Genomic DNA, 16491 nt, shown 5'->3' with positions numbered 1-16491 from the left:
TCAGGCCTCCTCTACGGCGACGCCGTCCCCGTCGAACCGGCCGTGGATCACGTCGAAGCCGGGGGTGGGGCCGGGGGTGAGGTCGGGGGTGGGACCGTGGGTGGGGACGACTCCTCCGGCGAACAGGCGCATGCGCTCCAGCACGGCCTCAGCGGTCGGGTGCTCCATCGCGTCCACGATCCGGCCGTCCGCGAGATACAGCACCAGGTCGGAGTGGGCGGCCGCGTTCGGGTCGTGGGTCACCATGACGACGGTCTGCCCGAGGCTGTCGACGGCGTCGCGCAGGAAGCCGAGCACCTCCAGACCGGCCCGTGAGTCGAGATTGCCGGTCGGTTCGTCGGCGAAGATCAGCTCCGGCCGGGAGGCCAGGGCCCGTGCGCAGGCCACGCGTTGCTGCTGGCCGCCGGAGAGCTGGGACGGCCGGTGCCCCAGCCGGTTGCGCAGCCCCAGCGTGTCGATGACCTCGTCCAGCCACTTCTCGTCGGGCTTCCGGCCCGCGATGTCCATCGGCAGGGTGATGTTCTCCAGCGCGTTCAGGGTGGGGATGAGGTTGAACGACTGGAACATGAAGCCGATCCGGTCCCGGCGCAGCCGGGTCAGTTCACGGTCCTTCAGCCCGGTGATCTCGGTGTCGCCGACCCAGACCCGACCGGTCGAGACGGTGTCGAGCCCGGCCAGGCAGTGCATCAGCGTGGACTTCCCGGAGCCGGAGGGGCCCATGACCGTGGTGAAACGGCCGCGCTCGATGTCGACGTCCACCGAGTCCAGCGCGAGCACGGCGGTCTCGCCCGATCCGTACGCCTTGGTCAGTCCGCGGGCGCGGGCCGCGATCCCGTCGACCGACGCCTGGGCCGGCGGCGCAGCAGGTGTGGACACGGGGGCCTCCTTGGGGGTCCTTCGACCCGTTACGTCCTGGCTCATGACAGGTTTGTCCCCGGACGAGCGTAATGTGATCGGGCCCACAGTCGGTATCCTCCGTTGGGCCCAGCAGCGCTCTCCGCCTTCAGGACGGGTCCCTGTTACCCGCGTAAGGGGCATGCGGGCTCCACGTTGCGCCCGTGCCCGCGCGGCGGAAGCGCGAGTGAACACCTGATGGGCCGATCAGGTGGTCGGCCGATCACCGAGGCCGGTGGAGACCGGTCGCCAGGCGGTGCCCAGCGTGCAGTACGAGGAGGGCTGGACCGGACCCCGCTCCGGAACCAGCATCCGCCGATAGGGGCCGAGCTCGAACCCGGCGTCGCGCAGGGCGGAGACCGGATCGCGGGACAGATGGCAGCCGCCGCACAGCAGTGGCCACACGGTGAGGTCCAGGGCGCGCTGGGTCAGGTTCATCGCGCGGCCGCCGCCCCTGCCGTGCTCGAAGAACCGCACCTCGCCGCCGGGCTTCAGCACCCGCCGCGCCTCGGCGAGCGCGCGCCGCACGTCGCGCACGCTGCACAGCACCTGCGCGAGCACCACCGCGTCGAACGCCTCGCTCTTCACCGGCAGCGCCTCCGCGCAGCCCGGCACCACGTCGACCGGGACCTCGGCGCGGACGCCGGCCTCGAGCGCCCGCTGCCGCAGCAGCCGCTCCGGTTCGATCGCGACGACCTCCGCGACGGAGCCCGGATAGCGCGCGAAGTTCAGTCCGTTGCCCGCGCCGATCTCGATCACCCGCCCGGACAGCCCGGCCAGCAGCCGTCGGCGCACCCCGGCCATGCCCATGCTGGTCTCCGCGGCCACGCTGGCGCGGGCGTAGTAACGGGCGAACACCGGATGTCGCACGGCATCCCGCGCCGCCTTCCCGGAGCCTACGGATCGCAAGGACATGGCACCCTCCCCGACCATGACGGGCCTGGGGTGAGTGTCCCCCACGCCCACCCACCGCACGCCCACCAATGCCGACCCCCAACCTCGCCCGCACGTCCCGGCCGTGCCTGCGGCACGTGCGCCGGAGTCGTGCGCCGTCTCCTGCCGCAAGACGTGGGTGCGATGTGTGCCCCGGAGAGGCCCGCGTCCCCGGCGTGCGTGACGGACGTGCGCGGGGGCTCGCACGTGCCGCGCGTGCACAGGGCCGGGGTGGTTTTCCAGGTGTCACCGGGGCCGCTACGCGCCTCCGCACCGGGCGCCGTCGCAGCCCGCCGCGCGTTGGATGACGTAAGGCGTACTCGTTCGTGGCGTGCCCGTCCGGGCTGTCGGCCGTGTGCTTGTCCGGGTTGGCCCGATGATCGTGTCGGCACGGGTGATGGTCCGGCGCCAGGCAGCCGCGCATGGGCCGGCTGCGGCTCTCAGCGGCTGCCGGGGCCCGGGGGCCGCCCGATCCGCGTTGGGTGGTCGTCGCGGTCGACCGCTTTGGATGACACGGCGTGCTCGCCTGCGTCGTCGGCCGTGCGCTCGTACGGGGTGGCCCGACGGCTCAGCGCCCGGCTGCCGCGCACGGGTCCGCCGCGGCCGTCACCCGGCCGCCGGGGTTCAGGCCCGCCCGAGGCGCGGCCGCACACGGGCGGCGTACGGGCACGCGGGCCAGGTGTCCGTACGCCGCCGGTGCCGGGTGCGTGGGACCCCGTCTCGCTCAGGCCCCCCGTGCGAACGGCGCGGGTGCCTCCCGGGTGGTGAACTCCTCCGCGTTCCACCTGCCGCTCAGACAGGGGGCCAGCCACTCGGGGGCCATGGACCGGAAGGTGGCCGGGGACAGGGCGCCCGCGGCTTCGGGGAGGGCGCCGAGCAAGGGGGCGCCGGCCGCTTCGGGGAGGTCGGTGACGTTGCAGCGGCAGGCGAGGTCGGGCTCGGCGGGCCAGCTGCCGATCACCACGCCGAGGAGATCCAGATCGCGGGCACGCAGTTCACGGGCCGTCAGCTCCGTCGTGTTCAGCGTGCCCAGACCCGCCGTGGCCACGACCAGCACCGGGGCGCCCAGCAGCTTCGCCGCGTCCGCCAGAGTGCCGCCGTCCGCGTCGAAGCGGACGAGCAGCCCGCCCGCGCCTTCCACCAGCACCAGATCGTGCTCGGTGGCCAGCTTGGCGGCGGCCTCGGCCACCTCGTGCGGGCGCACCGGCGCCCGCCCGGCCCGCAGGGCCGCCGTCGCGGGCGCCAACGGCTCGGGATAGCGGGCGAGTTCGCGCGCGGTCACCGCACCGGCCAGCCGAGCGACCTCGTCGGCGTCCCCGCGCTCGTCCGGCCCCACGCCGGTCTGCGCGGGCTTCAGCACGGCCACCGACCGCCCGGCCGCGACGGCCGCCGCGGCGACGGCGGCCGTCGCCACCGTCTTGCCGACCTCCGTGCCCGTGCCCGTGATCACCAGTACCGGCATCTCAACCCTCCCGCGCCGCAGCGCACACCGCGCGCGCGATCCGTGCCACGTCCACGTCACCGGTGACGTACGGCGGCATCGTGTACACCAGGTCACGGAACGGCCGCAGCCACACGCCCTCGCGCACGGCCGCCCGGGTGGCCGCCGCCATGTCCACCGCGTGGTCGAGCTGGACCACTCCGATGGCGCCCAGGACCCGTACGTCCCGCACTCCCGGCAGCTCCGCGGCCGGAGCCAGTCCGTCCCGCAGACCCGCCTCGATCCGCTTGACCTCCGTGTGCCAGTCCTGGCCGAGCAGCAGCCCGATCGACGCGCAGGCCACGGCCGCCGCCAGCGGGTTGGCCATGAACGTCGGGCCGTGCGCGAGCACCGGCACCTCGCCGCGCGAGATCCCCTCGGCCACCCGCGCGGTGCACAGCGTCGCCGCCATCGTCAGATAGCCGCCGGTCAGCGCCTTGCCCACGCACATCACGTCCGGCGTCACGGCGGCGTGCTCCGCCGCGAACAGGGTGCCGGTGCGCCCGAACCCGGTCGCGATCTCGTCGAACACCAGGAGCACGTCGTGCGCGTCGCACACCTCGCGCAGCACCCGCAGATAGGCGGGGGAGTGGAAGCGCATCCCACCCGCGCCCTGCACCACCGGTTCGACGATCACGGCGGCCAGTTCGCCGGCGTGCCGCTCGACCGTCTCCCGCAGATGGTCGGCGTACGCCTCCTCGTACCCGGCCGGCGGCGCGTCCGCGAAGACCTGACGCGGCAGCACACCGGTCCACAGCTCGTGCATCCCGCCCTCGGGGTCGCACACGGACATCGGCTGCCAGGTGTCCCCGTGGTAGCCGCCCCGCCAGGTCAGCAGCCGCCGCTTGTCCGGGCGGCCGAGCGAGCGCCAGTACTGAAGGCACATCTTGACCGCGACCTCGACCGACACCGAACCGGAGTCGGCGAGGAACACATGCTCGAGGCCCTCTGGTGACATGTCGACAAGGAGCTTCGCGAGCCGGACGGCGGGCTCGTGCGTGAGCCCGCCGAACATCACGTGGCTCATCCGCTCCAGTTGCTCCCGGGCGGCCTTGTTCAGCACCGGGTGGTTGTAGCCGTGGATCGCCGCCCACCACGACGACATGCCGTCGACCAGTTCGCCCGAGCCGTCCGCGAGCCGCAGCCGTACCCCGCTCGCCGACTCCACGACGAGCGGTTCGTGGCGGCCGGGCATGGGTCCGTACGGGTGCCACACGTGCCGCCGGTCGAGCTCCAGCAGCTCGGGCACGCTCGGGCCGGGCGTGGTGTGCGGTTCAGGCATTGGGTGCGAGGTCCGTTCCGGCGCCCCGGCGGCGTACGGAGACGAGATCCGTACGCGGCTCGTTGCCGGTCGCGGTCGCGGCCGGTGCCGTTTCCTCCGCCGGTGCCGCGGCGGAACCGCAGACCCCGCCACCCTGGTGCGACCCGCACCCCGCCCCCTGGTGCGACCCGCACCCCGTGCCGTCGTGGGACCCGCATCCGCCCCCGGCCGCCACCCGGTGCTCGGGCAGCGTCACCTGGTCGGCGCCCTCCACCTCGAACCCGGCGTCCGCGATCATCTCCAGGTCGGCCTTGCCCGCCTGGCCCTCGCTGGTCAGGTAGTCGCCGAGGAAGATCGAGTTGGCCAGGTGCAGCGCGAGGGGCTGCATGGTGCGCAGGTGCACCTCGCGGCCGCCCGCGATCCGTACCTCCACGTCGGGGCAGACGAACCGGACCATCGCGAGGATCCGCAGGCAGCGCTGCGGGGTCAGGTTCCACTCCTTGGCGAGCGGTGTGCCCTCGAACGGGATCAGGAAGTTCACCGGAACGGAGTCCGGGTCCAGGTCGCGCAGCGAGAAGACCACGTCGACCAGGTCCTCGTCGCTCTCGCCCATCCCGGCGATGAGCCCGGAGCAGGCGGACAGCCCGGCCGCGTGCGCCTTGTGCACCGTGTCCACCCGGTCGGCATAGGTGTGGGTGGTGGTGATGTCGCCGTACGTCGCCTCGGAGGTGTTGAGGTTGTGGTTGTAGGCGTCGGCCCCGGCCTCGCGCAGCCGTTCGGCCTGGCCGTCGGAGAGCAGTCCGAGGCAGGCGCACACCTCGACGCCCTCGTTCTGCTCCTTGATCGCCTTGATGGTGTCGGAGACCCGGTCCACGTCGCGGTCGGTCGGGCCGCGCCCGCTGGCCACCAGGCAGACCCGCTTCGCGCCGCCCGCCAGCCCCGCCGCGGCGGCCCTGGAGGCGTCGTCGGGCTTGAGCCAGGTGTACTTGAGGATGTCCGCCTTCGAGCCGAGCCGCTGGGAGCAGTAGGAGCAGTCCTCGGGGCACAGGCCCGACTTGAGGTTGACGAGATAGTTGAGTTTCACCCGCCGGCCGAACCAGTGGCGGCGCACCTTCCCTGCCGCGGCCACCACGTCGAGCAGGTCGTCGTCCGAGGTGGCCAGTACGGCCAGAGCTTCCTCGCGGGTCGGCGACTCGCGCCGAAGCCCCTTGTCCACCAGCGTGTTCAGCAGGTCCATGAGAGCTGATCCTGTCCTACGGCCCGGTCCGCGGCCAAGGAGACTCCGCACAACGACCGGCCCATCGACATGTGGGTATTGCCACATCATGGGCGGCCGGCCCTGCCGCTAGGGTCTGTCCACTGCCTACAAATGCCCCGGAGGACCCATGGCGTTCGGCTGGATCGAGGAGCAGGCGGACGCACGCCGCCGGGCCGGACTCGTACGGACCCTGCGGCCCCGCCCCGCCGACTCCCCGCTGCTCGACCTCGCGGGCAACGACTACCTGGGGCTGGCCCGCCATCCGGAGGTGACCGAGGGGGCCGCGGCCGCGGCGCGTACCTGGGGCGGCGGCTCCACCGGCTCCCGGCTGGTCACCGGCACCACCGAACTCCATGCCGAACTGGAGCGCGAGCTGGCCGGATTCTGCGGCTTCGAGGCGGCGCTGGTCTTCTCCTCGGGATACGCCGCGAACCTGGCCGCGGTCACCGCGCTTGCGCCGCACGGCTCGCTCGTCGTCTCCGACGCGGGCAACCACGCCTCGCTCATCGACGGCTGCCGGCTGGCCCGGGGCACGACACAGGTCGTCGCGCACGCCGACCCGGACGCCGTGCGCAAGGCGCTCGGCACGCACGAGGGCCCGGCGGTGCTCGTGTCGGACACGGTGTTCTCGGTCGACGGCGACGCGGCTCCGCTGGCGGAGTTCGCCGCGGCCTGCCGGGAGCACGGCGCCGGTCTCGTCGTCGACGACGCCCACGGGCTGGGCGTCCTGGGCGCCGGCGGCCGCGGCGCCGCGCACGCGGCCGGGCTGGCGGGCGCCGACGACGTGGTCGTCACGGCCACGCTGTCGAAGTCGCTCGGCAGCCAGGGCGGAGTCGTCCTCGGGCCCGCGCGGGTGATCGACCACCTGGTCAACGCGGCCCGGACGTTCATCTTCGACACCGGTCTCGCGCCCGCGGCCGCGGGGGCCGCCCTCGCGGCGCTGCGACTGCTGCGCCGCGAGCCGGATCGGGCGGCACGCGCGCGTGCGGTGGCGGCCGAACTCCACGCACGCCTGACCGCCGCGGGCCTGGAGGCGGTACGTCCGGACGCCGCGGTGGTCTCGGTGCGCGCGCCGTCCCCGGAGCGGGCCGTGCGATGGGCGGCCGACTGCCGGGCGGCCGGGCTGGCCGTGGGCTGTTTCCGTCCTCCTTCCGTGCCCGACGGCATCTCACGACTGAGGCTGACCGCCCGCGCGGACCTCTCCGGGGCGCAGATCGAACGTGCTGTACGGGTGATCGGTGGAACACGACCATGAGTCGGCGTGACACGGCCGGGCGCCACTGGCTGTGGATATGACCGGATTGCCCGTCAGGTGCGGTGTGTCGCGGCCGTGAAGACCGCCCAGCTCGCGGGGGAGAAGAGCAGCGCGGGCCCGGCCGGGGCCTTGGAGTCGCGCACGGCGAGCAGCCCGGCCCACGGTCCCGTGGTGGGCCGGCTCGTCTCGACGCAGTTGTTGGCTCCCGTGCTGTAGCTGCTGCGCAGCCAGCGCACGCCGTGCAGATCGGTACTGGAAGGTACGTGCCGAGGCGGAGTGGACATGGGGCCTCCTTACGCGGTACGCGGTTGTGCGACGTCAGGGGGTCTGGCGTATCCCGGCGATGAAGTCCAACGAGTCCTCGGGCGAGAGGGCGTGGATCCGCAGGGTGTCGAAGGCCTCGGCGTAGGCCTCTAGGTCTTCTTTCCGCTCGAGGTGGAGGCTACTCGTCAAGTGGTCGAGAACCACCACGTTCAGATCAGAAGCGTTCGAAAATGAGAAGATAACGAAAGGGCCGGTGATGCCGATGTGCGCGCCGGCGGCGAACGGCAACACCTGGAGTCGTACTTGGGGCAGCCGGGCCGCCTCCGTCAGCCGCTCCAGCTGCCGCCTCATGACCTCGGGCCCGCCCACCTCCCGGCGCAGCACCGCCTCGTCCAGCACCGCGTCCAGCGCCAGCGGCGGCCGCGAGCGCAGCACGTCCTGGCGGGCCAGCCGCACCTCCACCAGCGCGTCCAGCCGGTCCTCGTCGAGCCCGTCCACGGCGGCCCGGGTGACCGCGCGGGCGTACTCGGGCGTCTGGAGCAGTCCGGGGACGACCGAGGTCTCCAGGGTGCGCATCCCGCTCGCCTGCGACTCCAGGCTGATGAAGTCCCGGTAGGTCGGCGGCAGCACTCCGCGATAGGCGTGCCACCAGTGGTGCCGGTCGCCGCCGTCGTCCAGCCCCGCGAGCACCAGGAGCAACTCGCGCAGCTGGGCGTCGTGGACCGCGTACGCGTCCAGGAGCGAGCGCACGTCGGCCGGTTTCACCCCGCTGGTGCCGGTCTCGATCCGGCTGACCTTCGACTGGTGCCAGCCGACCAGGCGGGCCGCCTCACCGCTGGTGAGACCCGCGCCGGTGCGCAACGCGCGCAGTTCGGCGCCCAGCTTCCGGCGGCGCACCTCGGGACCGTGCTGCATGGGCTACTCCCTCGCTCCCTCTGAACGCTCCATGCGACCCGCTGCGGATACGGTCTGTCGTCGCAGAGTTCACCGCATCGAGCGACAGATATATGCATATCTCGGTGGATCGCCACCGAGACCGGAGAGGTGATGGCAGTCTGACGGCGAAGCACCAGTGCGGGACCGTACTCGAATCATCCGCCAAGTGTCGGACTCCGGCCCCGTGGGAAAGGGACGACGTCGCCATGGCAGACCATCTGGAAGCATCCGTCACTCTGCCGAGCGATCCCGCCTCGGTCTGCGCGGCCCGTGCCTATGTGGCCGGCACGCTCGCGGAGTGGGGCCTGCCGCCGACCACGGACACCGCCGAGACGGTCCGGCTCATCGTGTCCGAACTCGCCACCAACGCCGTACAGCACACTTTGGGGCAGTCACCCACCTTCACGGTGGACCTCGTCCTCGTGCGTGACGAACGACTGCGTATCGGGGTCACCGACAGCCACCCCCGGTTCCCGAAACGCCTGCCGGCCGCCGTCCAGCAGGACAACGGCCGGGGCATGGTGATCATCCGGTGGCTCACCGCCGAGTGCGGTGGCAGACTGACCGTGAGGCCGACCCGGGAGGGCGGCAAGACGGTCTGCATCGAACTGCCGTGGACGGTTCCCGCCCGACCGGTGACGGCCGCGGGTCAGGAACCGTAGGAACGTGCGGTGACGACGTCGAAGCTCCGTCACCGCACGGCACCGCACTGCGGCCGGGTCAGCTCACCCGGCCGTACCAGACGCTCTTCGTCCAGATCTTCTGGAGCTTCACCACGTCCCCGGTCTTCGGGGCGTGCCAGATCTTGCCCTTGCCGGCGTAGATGCCCACGTGGTAGACGTTCGAGCCCGAGTGGAAGAACACCAGGTCCCCGGCTCGGCGACTGCCCGCGGAGATGTGCCGACTCTTGTTGTACTGCTGTGCGGCCGTGCGGGGCAGCTTCTTGCCCGCCCTCTTGAACGAGTACAGCGTGAGCCCGGAGCAGTCGAACCTCCGCGGCCCCGTGGCGCCCCACTGGTAGGGCGACCCCTGCTTGGACGCTGCGATCCGCAGCGCCGTGTTCGCGGTCGTCACGGCCGAGGCCTCGGAGGCCACACCCGGGACCACGATCGAGCCGCCCACGGCGGCCAGGGTCAGGGCCGAGGCCGTGCCGGCCCGGGCCATCAGCGACGGGACACGATTGAGCGCAGTCATGCGCAACCCTTCGTCAGCCGCCTGTGAAGGATGACCTGTCGGATTCGGGCTGGCGAAGTTGCCCGGCCGCGTTGCCGCGGCTTCACCCCAAGGGCTGCTCGGACCGGCCATGGCGTGACCGTTCCGGCGACCCGTCGTGCTTGGGTCCTCCACTCCTGCCGATCCACTCCTGTCGACCGGTCATCCGGGCGGCGGCAGGACTCGGCGTCCGCCCGGACCGCCCCGCCGTTGTGGCGGGGGCTTGTCGTCAGACAGGGATCTTCACCTACGGATGTCCGAAAATCCCAACGCAACCGCGTGTTTGTGTTGTTACTCACCACGCGCCCGTTCGGGTGGACACCCTCGCGATCGAACGTCTTCCCCCTCCCGCGACGACCCCCGGACCAGCAGCGGAACACCTCATTCCGCCATCCGGGGAGGCGCGTTGCGCAACTGCGGCGGTCCCGAAAAGGGAGCTGAACCTACACCGAAAGGCGGTCGGTCATTAGGGGCGATTTCACCCCGTGTCCAGACAGATGGGCCACATTGCCCGCCGAGACCGCGGCTGGGGATGACGTCAACTTCCGCAGTCGGGGGGCAGGGTGACGCGGGCCGTGCGCCGCTCGCCGTCCAGCACCCGCAGGGCCCGGACCGGAGTGTCCGCGTGCAGCTCGGTCTCGCCCCGCCGGTGCGTCAGCGCCAGGGTGTCGCGCAACTCCGCCGCCCTGCCGACGAGCGCCCGGGCGGCCCTCAGGGCCCGGTAGGTGTCTCCGGGTCGTCCCGGGTTGACGCGGCCCAGCAGGCGGCCGCCTCCAGGTAACGGTTGATCGGCTCCGCCTCGGCGCGGGTCGGCGCCGGCAAGGGCGGCAGCTCGGGTGGTGGCATCGGCGGCTCACCCCGCGTCCGGCGCGGTGCGCGTGGCCCCGCGGTTCGGGACGATTCGGTCAATCAGTCCATAGTTCAGGGCTTCTTGTGCGTCCAGCACCTGCTCCCGCTCCAGGTCGGTCCGCACCTGCCGCGCGGACCGCCCGGTGCTCCGCGCGGGCAGCTCCTCCAGGCGGGCGCGCACCCGCGTCAGCTCGTCCGCCTGGATCGCCAGGTCGGACGCCTTGCCCTCGACCGGCTCGGGCAGCGACGGCTGCCGCAGGACCACGCGGGCGCCGGGCAGCGCGTACCGCTTGCCCGGGGTGCCCGCGGCCGGCAGCACCGCCGCGGACGCGACGGCCTGGCCCAGGCGGATCGTCTCCACGTCGCAGCACACGTACCGCATCGTGTCGTGGACGGCCGTCGTCGCGCCGAACGAGCCGCCGGGGGAGTTGATGCAGAGCGAGATGTCCCGGTCGGGCGTCCAGTGCTCCAGGTGGAGGAACTGTGCGATCACGTCGTTCGCCGCGGTGTCGTCGATCGGTGTGCCGAGGAGGACGATCCGCTCCTCGAGCAGTTTCGCGTACGGATCCAGGGATCGCCGGCCGGCGCTGGTGATCTCGGTGAACTCGGGCAGGACGCAGCGGGCGGACGGTCGCGTCATGGCACACCCCTCGATGCGGCGGCGCCGGCTCCGGTCGGAGCGGTCTCTGTGAAAAATGTACAGGACGTACGTAAGTCGCGGAGGGCTCTCCCGTGCCGGGCGCGGAAACGGTCCCGGGTCGTGCACGGCGTCCTGCGGGGTGAAGCTGGAAGCACGGGCGCTCGACGACCCAGGGGACTGGCCATGGTGTTCTTCGCGATGTCCGAGCGGCGCCCTCTCCCGCCGCTCTCCGCCGCAGATCTGGTGCTGGAGCACGAGCGGCTCCACCAGGAGATCGATCAGCTCCAGCGGGCCCTGACCTCGCATGCCGTCATCGATCAGGCGATCGGCGCCGTGGTGACCTTCGGGCGGATCCCGCCCGAGGACGCCTGGCAGGTCCTGCGGGAGGTCTCCCAGCGGTCGAACACCAAGCTGCGCACGGTGGCCGAGCACGTGCTGAAGTTCGCGCAGGGCGGTGCTCTGCCCGACATCGAGCTGGAGCAGCTGAGGCGGGCGCTGGGGCGGTACTCCGCACGCTTCTCCGGCGGGCGGTCGCAGCCCTGAGAGCAGCGCGAACGCCCCGTAGGGTGGGGGTATGGCCTACGAGATTCCGGTGACGCAAGCCCGGGCTGAGCTCGCCGACCTGATCAACCGGGTGGTGTACGGCGGTGAGCGCGTGGTCGTCACGCGGCACGGCAAGCCGCTCGTCGCCCTGGTCTCCGCCGCCGACCTGGAACGGCTCGAGCAGCTCGCGGAGCCTGCCGGGGACCCGGTGGTCGGCGCCGTCCCGCAGGTCCGCGACGTTCCGTCCGCCCCTCGTGAGCAGCAGCGCTTCGGCATCACGGCGGACCATCGGGGGCCGGAGGCCCGCTAGCGGGTGAGGCCCGGGGCGGCGCGTGTCCTGCGTCGCCGGCGGGTCTGAACTGCACTGCCCGACGGGGCAGTTGAATTGCCCGAGGGTCCCGCGAGGGGCCCCGCTTCGCCGTCACGCCGCAAGGCGGCGCGCTCCGACGGCCGGGTGAGTGGCGAACGGCCCCGGCGCCCCGGGCCGTTGCCGAGCCCCTCGGAACTCCGCTCAGCGGGACACGTCGCGCCGCTTATCGGATTGGCAAAGAAGGTCAACGCCCCCTGTTCTCAGGGACCTCACAGCCGCAAGGATCCCCGTACCCAATTCGCAACGATGTACGGGGAGGTCCCACTTGAGGGACGTGAGACCCAAGAGCCGTGCGCTGGCGCTCGGTTCGGCCGGCGCGCTGGTCACGGCGACCCTGATGGCCGGCGCCATGGCGACGCCCGCAGCCGGCGCGAACAACGGCCAGGGCCAGGACCGCGAGACGCGTGGCGCGGCGATCGCCGCGGAGCGTGCCGCGAAGGCCGGCATCGACTGGCAGGACTGCCCCGCCGACTGGGGGCTGGTCAAGCCCATCCAGTGCGGTTACGTCTCGGTGCCGCTCGACTACGCCGACCCGTACGGCAAGCAGATCAAGCTGGCCGTCGACCGCATCGGCAACACCGGCACCAAGGAGGAGCGCCAGGGCGCCCTCGTCTACAACCCGGGCGGCCCCGGCGGTTCGGGCCTGCGCTTCCCGACCCGGGTCACCAACAAGAACGTCATCTGGGCCAACGTCGCGAAGGCCTACGACTTCGTCGGCTTCGACCCGCGCGGTGTCGGCCACTCGGCGCCCATCTCCTGCGCGGACCCGCAGGAGTTCGCCCAGGGTTCCGGGATGGACCCGGTGCCCGACTCCGAGGCGGACAAGAGCATCCAGCGCAAGCTGGCCCGCGAGTACGCGCAGGGCTGCTACGAGCGCACCGGCGCCGCCATGCTCCAGTCGATGACCACCGCGAACACGGTCCGCGACCTGGACGTCATCCGCGCCGCGCTCGGCGAGCAGAAGCTCAACTTCCTCGGCGTCTCCTACGGCACCTACCTCGGCGCCGTCTACGGCACCATGTTCCCGGGCCACGTGCGCCGGATGGTCGTCGACAGCGTGGTCAACCCGGCGCGGGAGAACATCTGGTACCAGGCCAACCTGAACCAGGACACCGCCTTCGAGGGCCGCTGGAAGGACTGGCAGGACTGGGTCGCCGCGAACGACGCCACCTACCACTTGGGCACCACCCGCGACGCCGTCCAGGAGCAGTGGCTGAAGCTGCGCGCCACCGCCAAGAAGAGCCCCATCGGCGGGGTCGTCGGCCCCAACGAGCTGATCTCCTTCTTCCAGAGCGCGCCCTACTACGACTCGTCGTGGGCGCCGGTGGCGAGGGTGTTCAGCAAGTACGTCGCCGGTGACACCCAGGCGCTGATCGACGCCGCCGCCCCGGACATGTCCGACATCGCGGGCAACATCTCCTCGGAGAACGGCAACGCCGTCTACACCGCCGTGGAGTGCACCGACGCCAAGTGGCCCACCAACTGGCAGACGTGGGACCGGGACAACACGAGGCTCCACAAGACCGCCCCGTTCATGACGTGGGCCAACGCGTGGATGAACCTGCCGTGCGCCACGTGGCCGGTCAAGCAGCAGAACCCGGTGGACGTGAAGACCGGCAAGGGCCTGCCGCAGGTGCTGATCGTGCAGTCCACGCGGGACGCCGCCACCCCGTACGCGGGCGCCGTCGAGCTGCACAAGCGCTTCAAGGGCTCCCGCCTCATCACCGAGAAGGACGCGGGCTCCCACGGCGTCACCGGCCTGGCCAACCCGTGCATCAACGACCGGGTGGACACCTACCTGCTCACCGGCAAGGCCGACGCGGCGGACGTGACCTGCGCACCGCACGCCACGCCGAAGCCGTAGCGACCGGCGGAAGGTGACGACGAGGGGCGGCCGGGATGCCCGGCCGCCCCTCTCGCGCGTACGGCGTGCCCCGGGGCGTCAAGTGAGCGGCGCGCGCGGGAACCTGCGCCTGTCCCCCTTCGCCTCGGACTGCTCCGCCTTGGCCACGGCCGCGTACTGGTCGACGTACTCCTGCTCGGACAGCGACAGGATGGCGTACATGATCTCGTCGGTGGCGGCGCGCAGGATCGCCTTCTCGTTCTCCATGCCCGCGTAGCGGGAGAAGTCCAGCGGCTCGCCGAAGCGGATCACGATCGGGTGCGGGCGCGGGACGACCTTCCCGGGCGGCTGGGCCTCGAACGTGCCGATCATCGCGCACGGGACGACCGGCACCCCGGCCTTGAGCGCCATGACCGCGACGCCGACCTTGCCCTTGTACAGGCGGCCGTCGTGCGACCGGGTGCCCTCCGGGTAGATGCCGAGCAGCTCGTCCTTGCGCAGCACCCCGAGCCCCTCCCGGATCGCGGCCTGCCCGGCCTCCTTGCCCGAGCGGTCCACCGGGATCTGCCCCGCGCTGCGGAAGAAGGCCGCGGTGAGCCGGCCCTTGACGCCCGGTCCCGTGAAGTACTCGGCCTTGGCCAGGAAGGTGATCCGCCGCTTGAGGATCGCGGGCATCAGGAAGTGGTCCGAGAACGACAGATGGTTGCCCGCGACGATGGCCGCTCCCGAGGCCGGCACGTGCTCCAGCCCCTCGATACGGGGCCGGAAGACCAATCTGAGCAGCGGTCCCAGCAGAACGTATTTGAGCAGGTAGTAGAACACGGTTCGCCCCTCACTCCGACCAGCTCGGCTTCAGACCGGTGTTTTGCCAGGTAAAGGGCAGGATCCCGGAATTGGTCCACGTGCGTCAGTAGTCATCTGTAACCGCCTTCGGCCGTGCTCATGCTGACCCGTCGCCCCCGTGCCGGACGGACGTGCCGGTATGCGGCAGACGGGTGGCGCGGACCTGCGAGAATGAGGCCCATGCCAGGGTCAGAGGGTTTTGAGTCCGAGTCCGAACGCGTCACGCGACAGTTGCGCGACCAGATTCTCGACGGTGACCGTCAGCCCGGCAGCAAACTCGTCGAACGGGAGCTCGCCGCCGAACTCGGGGTGAGCCGACTCCCGGTCCGCGAGGCTCTGAAGGCGCTGGTGGCGGAGGGACTGGTCACTCCGCGCCCGCGCACCTGGGCCGTCGTACGCGAGTTCACGTCCACCGACATCTCCGACCTCGACGAGGTTCGCTGCGCCCTGGAGACGCTGACGTTCCGGCTCGCGGCTCAACGGCGCAACCGCTCCGGCCTGGAGAAGCTGCGCGCGGACCTGGACTCCGAGCTCGAAGCCGCGCGCCAGGGGGACGCCGTCAAGGCCCGGCGCGCCGCGGCCGACTTCCACGAGACCGTGACGTCGATGGCCGCCAACGAGCTTCTGAACGAGCTGGGGACCACTCTCCGCAGCCGTATGCGCTGGCTGCTGGCCCAGCACGACGACCTGCTCACCGTCGCGAAGGAGCACGAGGCGCTCTACGAGGCGATCGAGGACCGGGACGTGCCGAGGGTCGAGGACCTGGTCATGAAGCACCTGGCCACCAGCCGCGACGTGGCCGCGAACCACCGCAGGCAGGTGCCGGGATAGCTTGAGGACGCGCTCGGCGGCGGCCGGACGGACGGGAACCGGCGCTTCTTCCCGGAGTCCTCGACGCGCCGGCCCGGCGGGGACTGCGGCGGCCCGGCCCCGGGCCGGAAGACATGTGGGTGGCCGGAAGTCGTGCGGGTGGCCGGAAGACCCCGGCGGCAGGGCCGGGGGCTGGACCTGGACTCTGGGGCTTCCTAGGCTTCTGACGTCGTCAGATGACCGAGAAGAGGGTCGGATGGAAACGGTGGGGCGCGTATCGATCGTCGATACGGTGATCAGTGAGCTACGCGCGGAGATCGCCCGGGGCGCTTGGCGGGTCGGCGAACGGATCCCTCCGGAGGGCCAGCTGGCCGAGTCTCTCGGCGTGAGCCGGCTCTCGGTCCGCGAAGCCGTCCGCGTGCTGGTGCACTCCGGACTGCTGAGCACCCGCCAGGGCGCCGGCACCTACGTGACCGCCACCGACGAGGCACAGGTCGCGCTCCGCCGTCACCTCGGCAGCGTGACGGCCGACGACATCCTCGACGTGCGGCGCGGCCTGGACATCGTCGCCGCCCGGTTGGCCGCCACCGCGCGCACCGAGGAGGACCTCACCGCGCTCCGTCAGGCCATGGACCGGCGCACCGCCGCGGGGCGGGCCGCCGACCTGGACGCGTTCACCGACGCCGACGTCGACTTCCACGTCTGTGTCGCGGAGGCCGCGCACAACCCACTGCTCGGGGACCTGTACCGGAACATGAGCGACGCCCTGCGGGAGACCGTCAAGGCCGGCCGGTGCATGGACGAGGCCGGCGAGGACCTGTTCCACAGCGCTCTGTTCGAGGCGGTGAGCGTCGGCGACCCCGTCGCCGCGACCAGCGCGGCGCTGGCGATCCTCGAAGGCGGCGACGAAGGGGACGTGTGAGCGCCGCGGCGGCGATCTGAGGGCGGCTGACGACGGCCCTCCGGACGGTTGCGGCCGGGGCCGCAAGGGGCGTGCGCCCTGCCGGTCCGGCCCCACGCCGTGTGCGGGGCGTCCGGGGACGACGACGACCGCGTCCCGGGGCGCCGGGCGGGGGAGCGGAGGCGCGGGCTGTCCGAAA

At 72.0% G+C, this 16491-nt stretch carries 17 protein-coding genes, 1 pseudogene and 1 riboswitch; of the genes and pseudogenes, 7 read left to right on the top strand and 11 right to left on the bottom strand.

Annotation, left to right across the window (positions count from 1 at the left end; translation table 11 throughout):
- The 5 genes from ACFY3J_RS14735 to bioB form a co-directional block, all read right to left on the bottom strand.
- A complete protein-coding gene (locus ACFY3J_RS14735) occupies positions 1 to 876 on the bottom strand; it encodes an ABC transporter ATP-binding protein (RefSeq protein ID WP_384181641.1) in 876 nt (291 codons plus the stop codon).
- A 225-nt stretch (positions 877 to 1101) separates the two neighbouring features.
- Positions 1102 to 1809: a class I SAM-dependent methyltransferase gene (locus tag ACFY3J_RS14730; protein WP_390840983.1), complete on the bottom strand. Its 708-nt coding sequence runs from the start codon at positions 1807 to 1809 to the stop codon at positions 1102 to 1104.
- A 742-nt stretch (positions 1810 to 2551) separates the two neighbouring features.
- Positions 2552 to 3289 (bottom strand): dethiobiotin synthase, encoded by a 738-nt coding sequence (bioD, locus tag ACFY3J_RS14725; protein WP_390840982.1) that lies wholly within the window; start codon positions 3287 to 3289, stop codon positions 2552 to 2554.
- Position 3290: 1 nt separating this feature from the next.
- Positions 3291 to 4589 carry an adenosylmethionine--8-amino-7-oxononanoate transaminase gene (locus ACFY3J_RS14720; protein ID WP_384181635.1) on the bottom strand — a complete coding sequence of 433 codons (1299 nt, stop codon included), beginning with the start codon at positions 4587 to 4589 and terminating at the stop codon, positions 3291 to 3293.
- The gene (bioB, locus tag ACFY3J_RS14715; RefSeq protein WP_384181633.1) at positions 4582 to 5805 is read right to left on the bottom strand and encodes a biotin synthase BioB; all 1224 of its coding nucleotides are present in this window, start codon (positions 5803 to 5805) and stop codon (positions 4582 to 4584) included. Before bioB ends, ACFY3J_RS14720 begins: the two co-directional genes overlap by 8 nt.
- A gap of 148 nt (positions 5806 to 5953) precedes the next feature.
- On the opposite strand from bioB, the gene ACFY3J_RS14710 reads away from it, so the two are divergent.
- Complete coding sequence (locus ACFY3J_RS14710) at positions 5954 to 7081, top strand: 8-amino-7-oxononanoate synthase (RefSeq protein WP_384181631.1); 1128 nt, start codon at positions 5954 to 5956, stop codon at positions 7079 to 7081.
- Positions 7082 to 7134: 53 nt separating this feature from the next.
- On the opposite strand, the gene ACFY3J_RS14705 is transcribed toward ACFY3J_RS14710, so the two are convergent.
- Positions 7135 to 7365 (bottom strand): DUF397 domain-containing protein, encoded by a 231-nt coding sequence (locus tag ACFY3J_RS14705; RefSeq protein WP_384181629.1) that lies wholly within the window; start codon positions 7363 to 7365, stop codon positions 7135 to 7137.
- 34 nt (positions 7366 to 7399) lie between these two features.
- A complete protein-coding gene (locus ACFY3J_RS14700) occupies positions 7400 to 8260 on the bottom strand; it encodes a helix-turn-helix domain-containing protein (protein WP_384181627.1) in 861 nt (286 codons plus the stop codon).
- A 227-nt stretch (positions 8261 to 8487) separates the two neighbouring features.
- Here ACFY3J_RS14700 and ACFY3J_RS14695 point away from each other — a divergent pair, with 227 nt between their 5' ends.
- Positions 8488 to 8943: an ATP-binding protein gene (locus tag ACFY3J_RS14695; protein ID WP_384181625.1), complete on the top strand. Its 456-nt coding sequence runs from the start codon at positions 8488 to 8490 to the stop codon at positions 8941 to 8943.
- A 58-nt stretch (positions 8944 to 9001) separates the two neighbouring features.
- On the opposite strand, the gene ACFY3J_RS14690 is transcribed toward ACFY3J_RS14695, so the two are convergent.
- From ACFY3J_RS14690 to ACFY3J_RS14680, 3 genes and pseudogenes are all read right to left on the bottom strand, one after another.
- Complete coding sequence (locus ACFY3J_RS14690; RefSeq protein ID WP_384181623.1) at positions 9002 to 9475, bottom strand: C40 family peptidase; 474 nt, start codon at positions 9473 to 9475, stop codon at positions 9002 to 9004.
- A gap of 3 nt (positions 9476 to 9478) precedes the next feature.
- Positions 9479 to 9692, bottom strand: a riboswitch (cyclic di-AMP (ydaO/yuaA leader).
- Positions 9693 to 10031: 339 nt separating this feature from the next.
- Positions 10032 to 10339, bottom strand: a pseudogene (locus tag ACFY3J_RS14685) (hypothetical protein).
- Positions 10340 to 10346: 7 nt separating this feature from the next.
- Positions 10347 to 10982, bottom strand: a complete 636-nt coding sequence (locus tag ACFY3J_RS14680) for an ATP-dependent Clp protease proteolytic subunit (protein WP_384181621.1) — start codon at positions 10980 to 10982, stop codon at positions 10347 to 10349.
- 183 nt (positions 10983 to 11165) lie between these two features.
- Between ACFY3J_RS14680 and ACFY3J_RS14675 the strand changes: the two genes are divergently transcribed.
- The 3 genes from ACFY3J_RS14675 to ACFY3J_RS14665 all read left to right on the top strand — a co-directional run bounded on the left by ACFY3J_RS14675 (position 11166) and on the right by ACFY3J_RS14665 (position 13759).
- Positions 11166 to 11525, top strand: coding sequence for an ANTAR domain-containing protein (locus ACFY3J_RS14675; RefSeq protein ID WP_384181619.1), 360 nt, complete (start codon positions 11166 to 11168; stop codon positions 11523 to 11525).
- Positions 11526 to 11556: 31 nt separating this feature from the next.
- Positions 11557 to 11835 (top strand): type II toxin-antitoxin system Phd/YefM family antitoxin, encoded by a 279-nt coding sequence (locus ACFY3J_RS14670; RefSeq protein ID WP_384181617.1) that lies wholly within the window; start codon positions 11557 to 11559, stop codon positions 11833 to 11835.
- 325 nt (positions 11836 to 12160) lie between these two features.
- Positions 12161 to 13759 (top strand): alpha/beta hydrolase, encoded by a 1599-nt coding sequence (locus ACFY3J_RS14665; protein WP_384181615.1) that lies wholly within the window; start codon positions 12161 to 12163, stop codon positions 13757 to 13759.
- 78 nt (positions 13760 to 13837) lie between these two features.
- Here ACFY3J_RS14665 and ACFY3J_RS14660 read toward each other — a convergent pair whose 3' ends face one another.
- Positions 13838 to 14560 carry a lysophospholipid acyltransferase family protein gene (locus tag ACFY3J_RS14660; protein ID WP_384181613.1) on the bottom strand — a complete coding sequence of 241 codons (723 nt, stop codon included), beginning with the start codon at positions 14558 to 14560 and terminating at the stop codon, positions 13838 to 13840.
- 201 nt (positions 14561 to 14761) lie between these two features.
- Between ACFY3J_RS14660 and ACFY3J_RS14655 the strand changes: the two genes are divergently transcribed.
- Positions 14762 to 15412 carry a GntR family transcriptional regulator gene (locus tag ACFY3J_RS14655; RefSeq protein WP_384181611.1) on the top strand — a complete coding sequence of 217 codons (651 nt, stop codon included), beginning with the start codon at positions 14762 to 14764 and terminating at the stop codon, positions 15410 to 15412.
- A gap of 271 nt (positions 15413 to 15683) precedes the next feature.
- Entirely contained in the window at positions 15684 to 16313 is a 630-nt protein-coding gene (locus tag ACFY3J_RS14650; RefSeq protein ID WP_390840981.1) for a FadR/GntR family transcriptional regulator, read from the top strand.
- Positions 16314 to 16491: the final 178 nt, after the last annotated feature.

This window comes from Streptomyces sp. NPDC001231 (genome assembly GCF_042896885.1).
Lineage (GTDB): Bacteria > Actinomycetota > Actinomycetes > Streptomycetales > Streptomycetaceae > Streptomyces.
The sequence above is the reverse complement of the archived record's forward strand: the minus strand, read 5'-3'. Positions and strand labels throughout refer to the sequence as shown.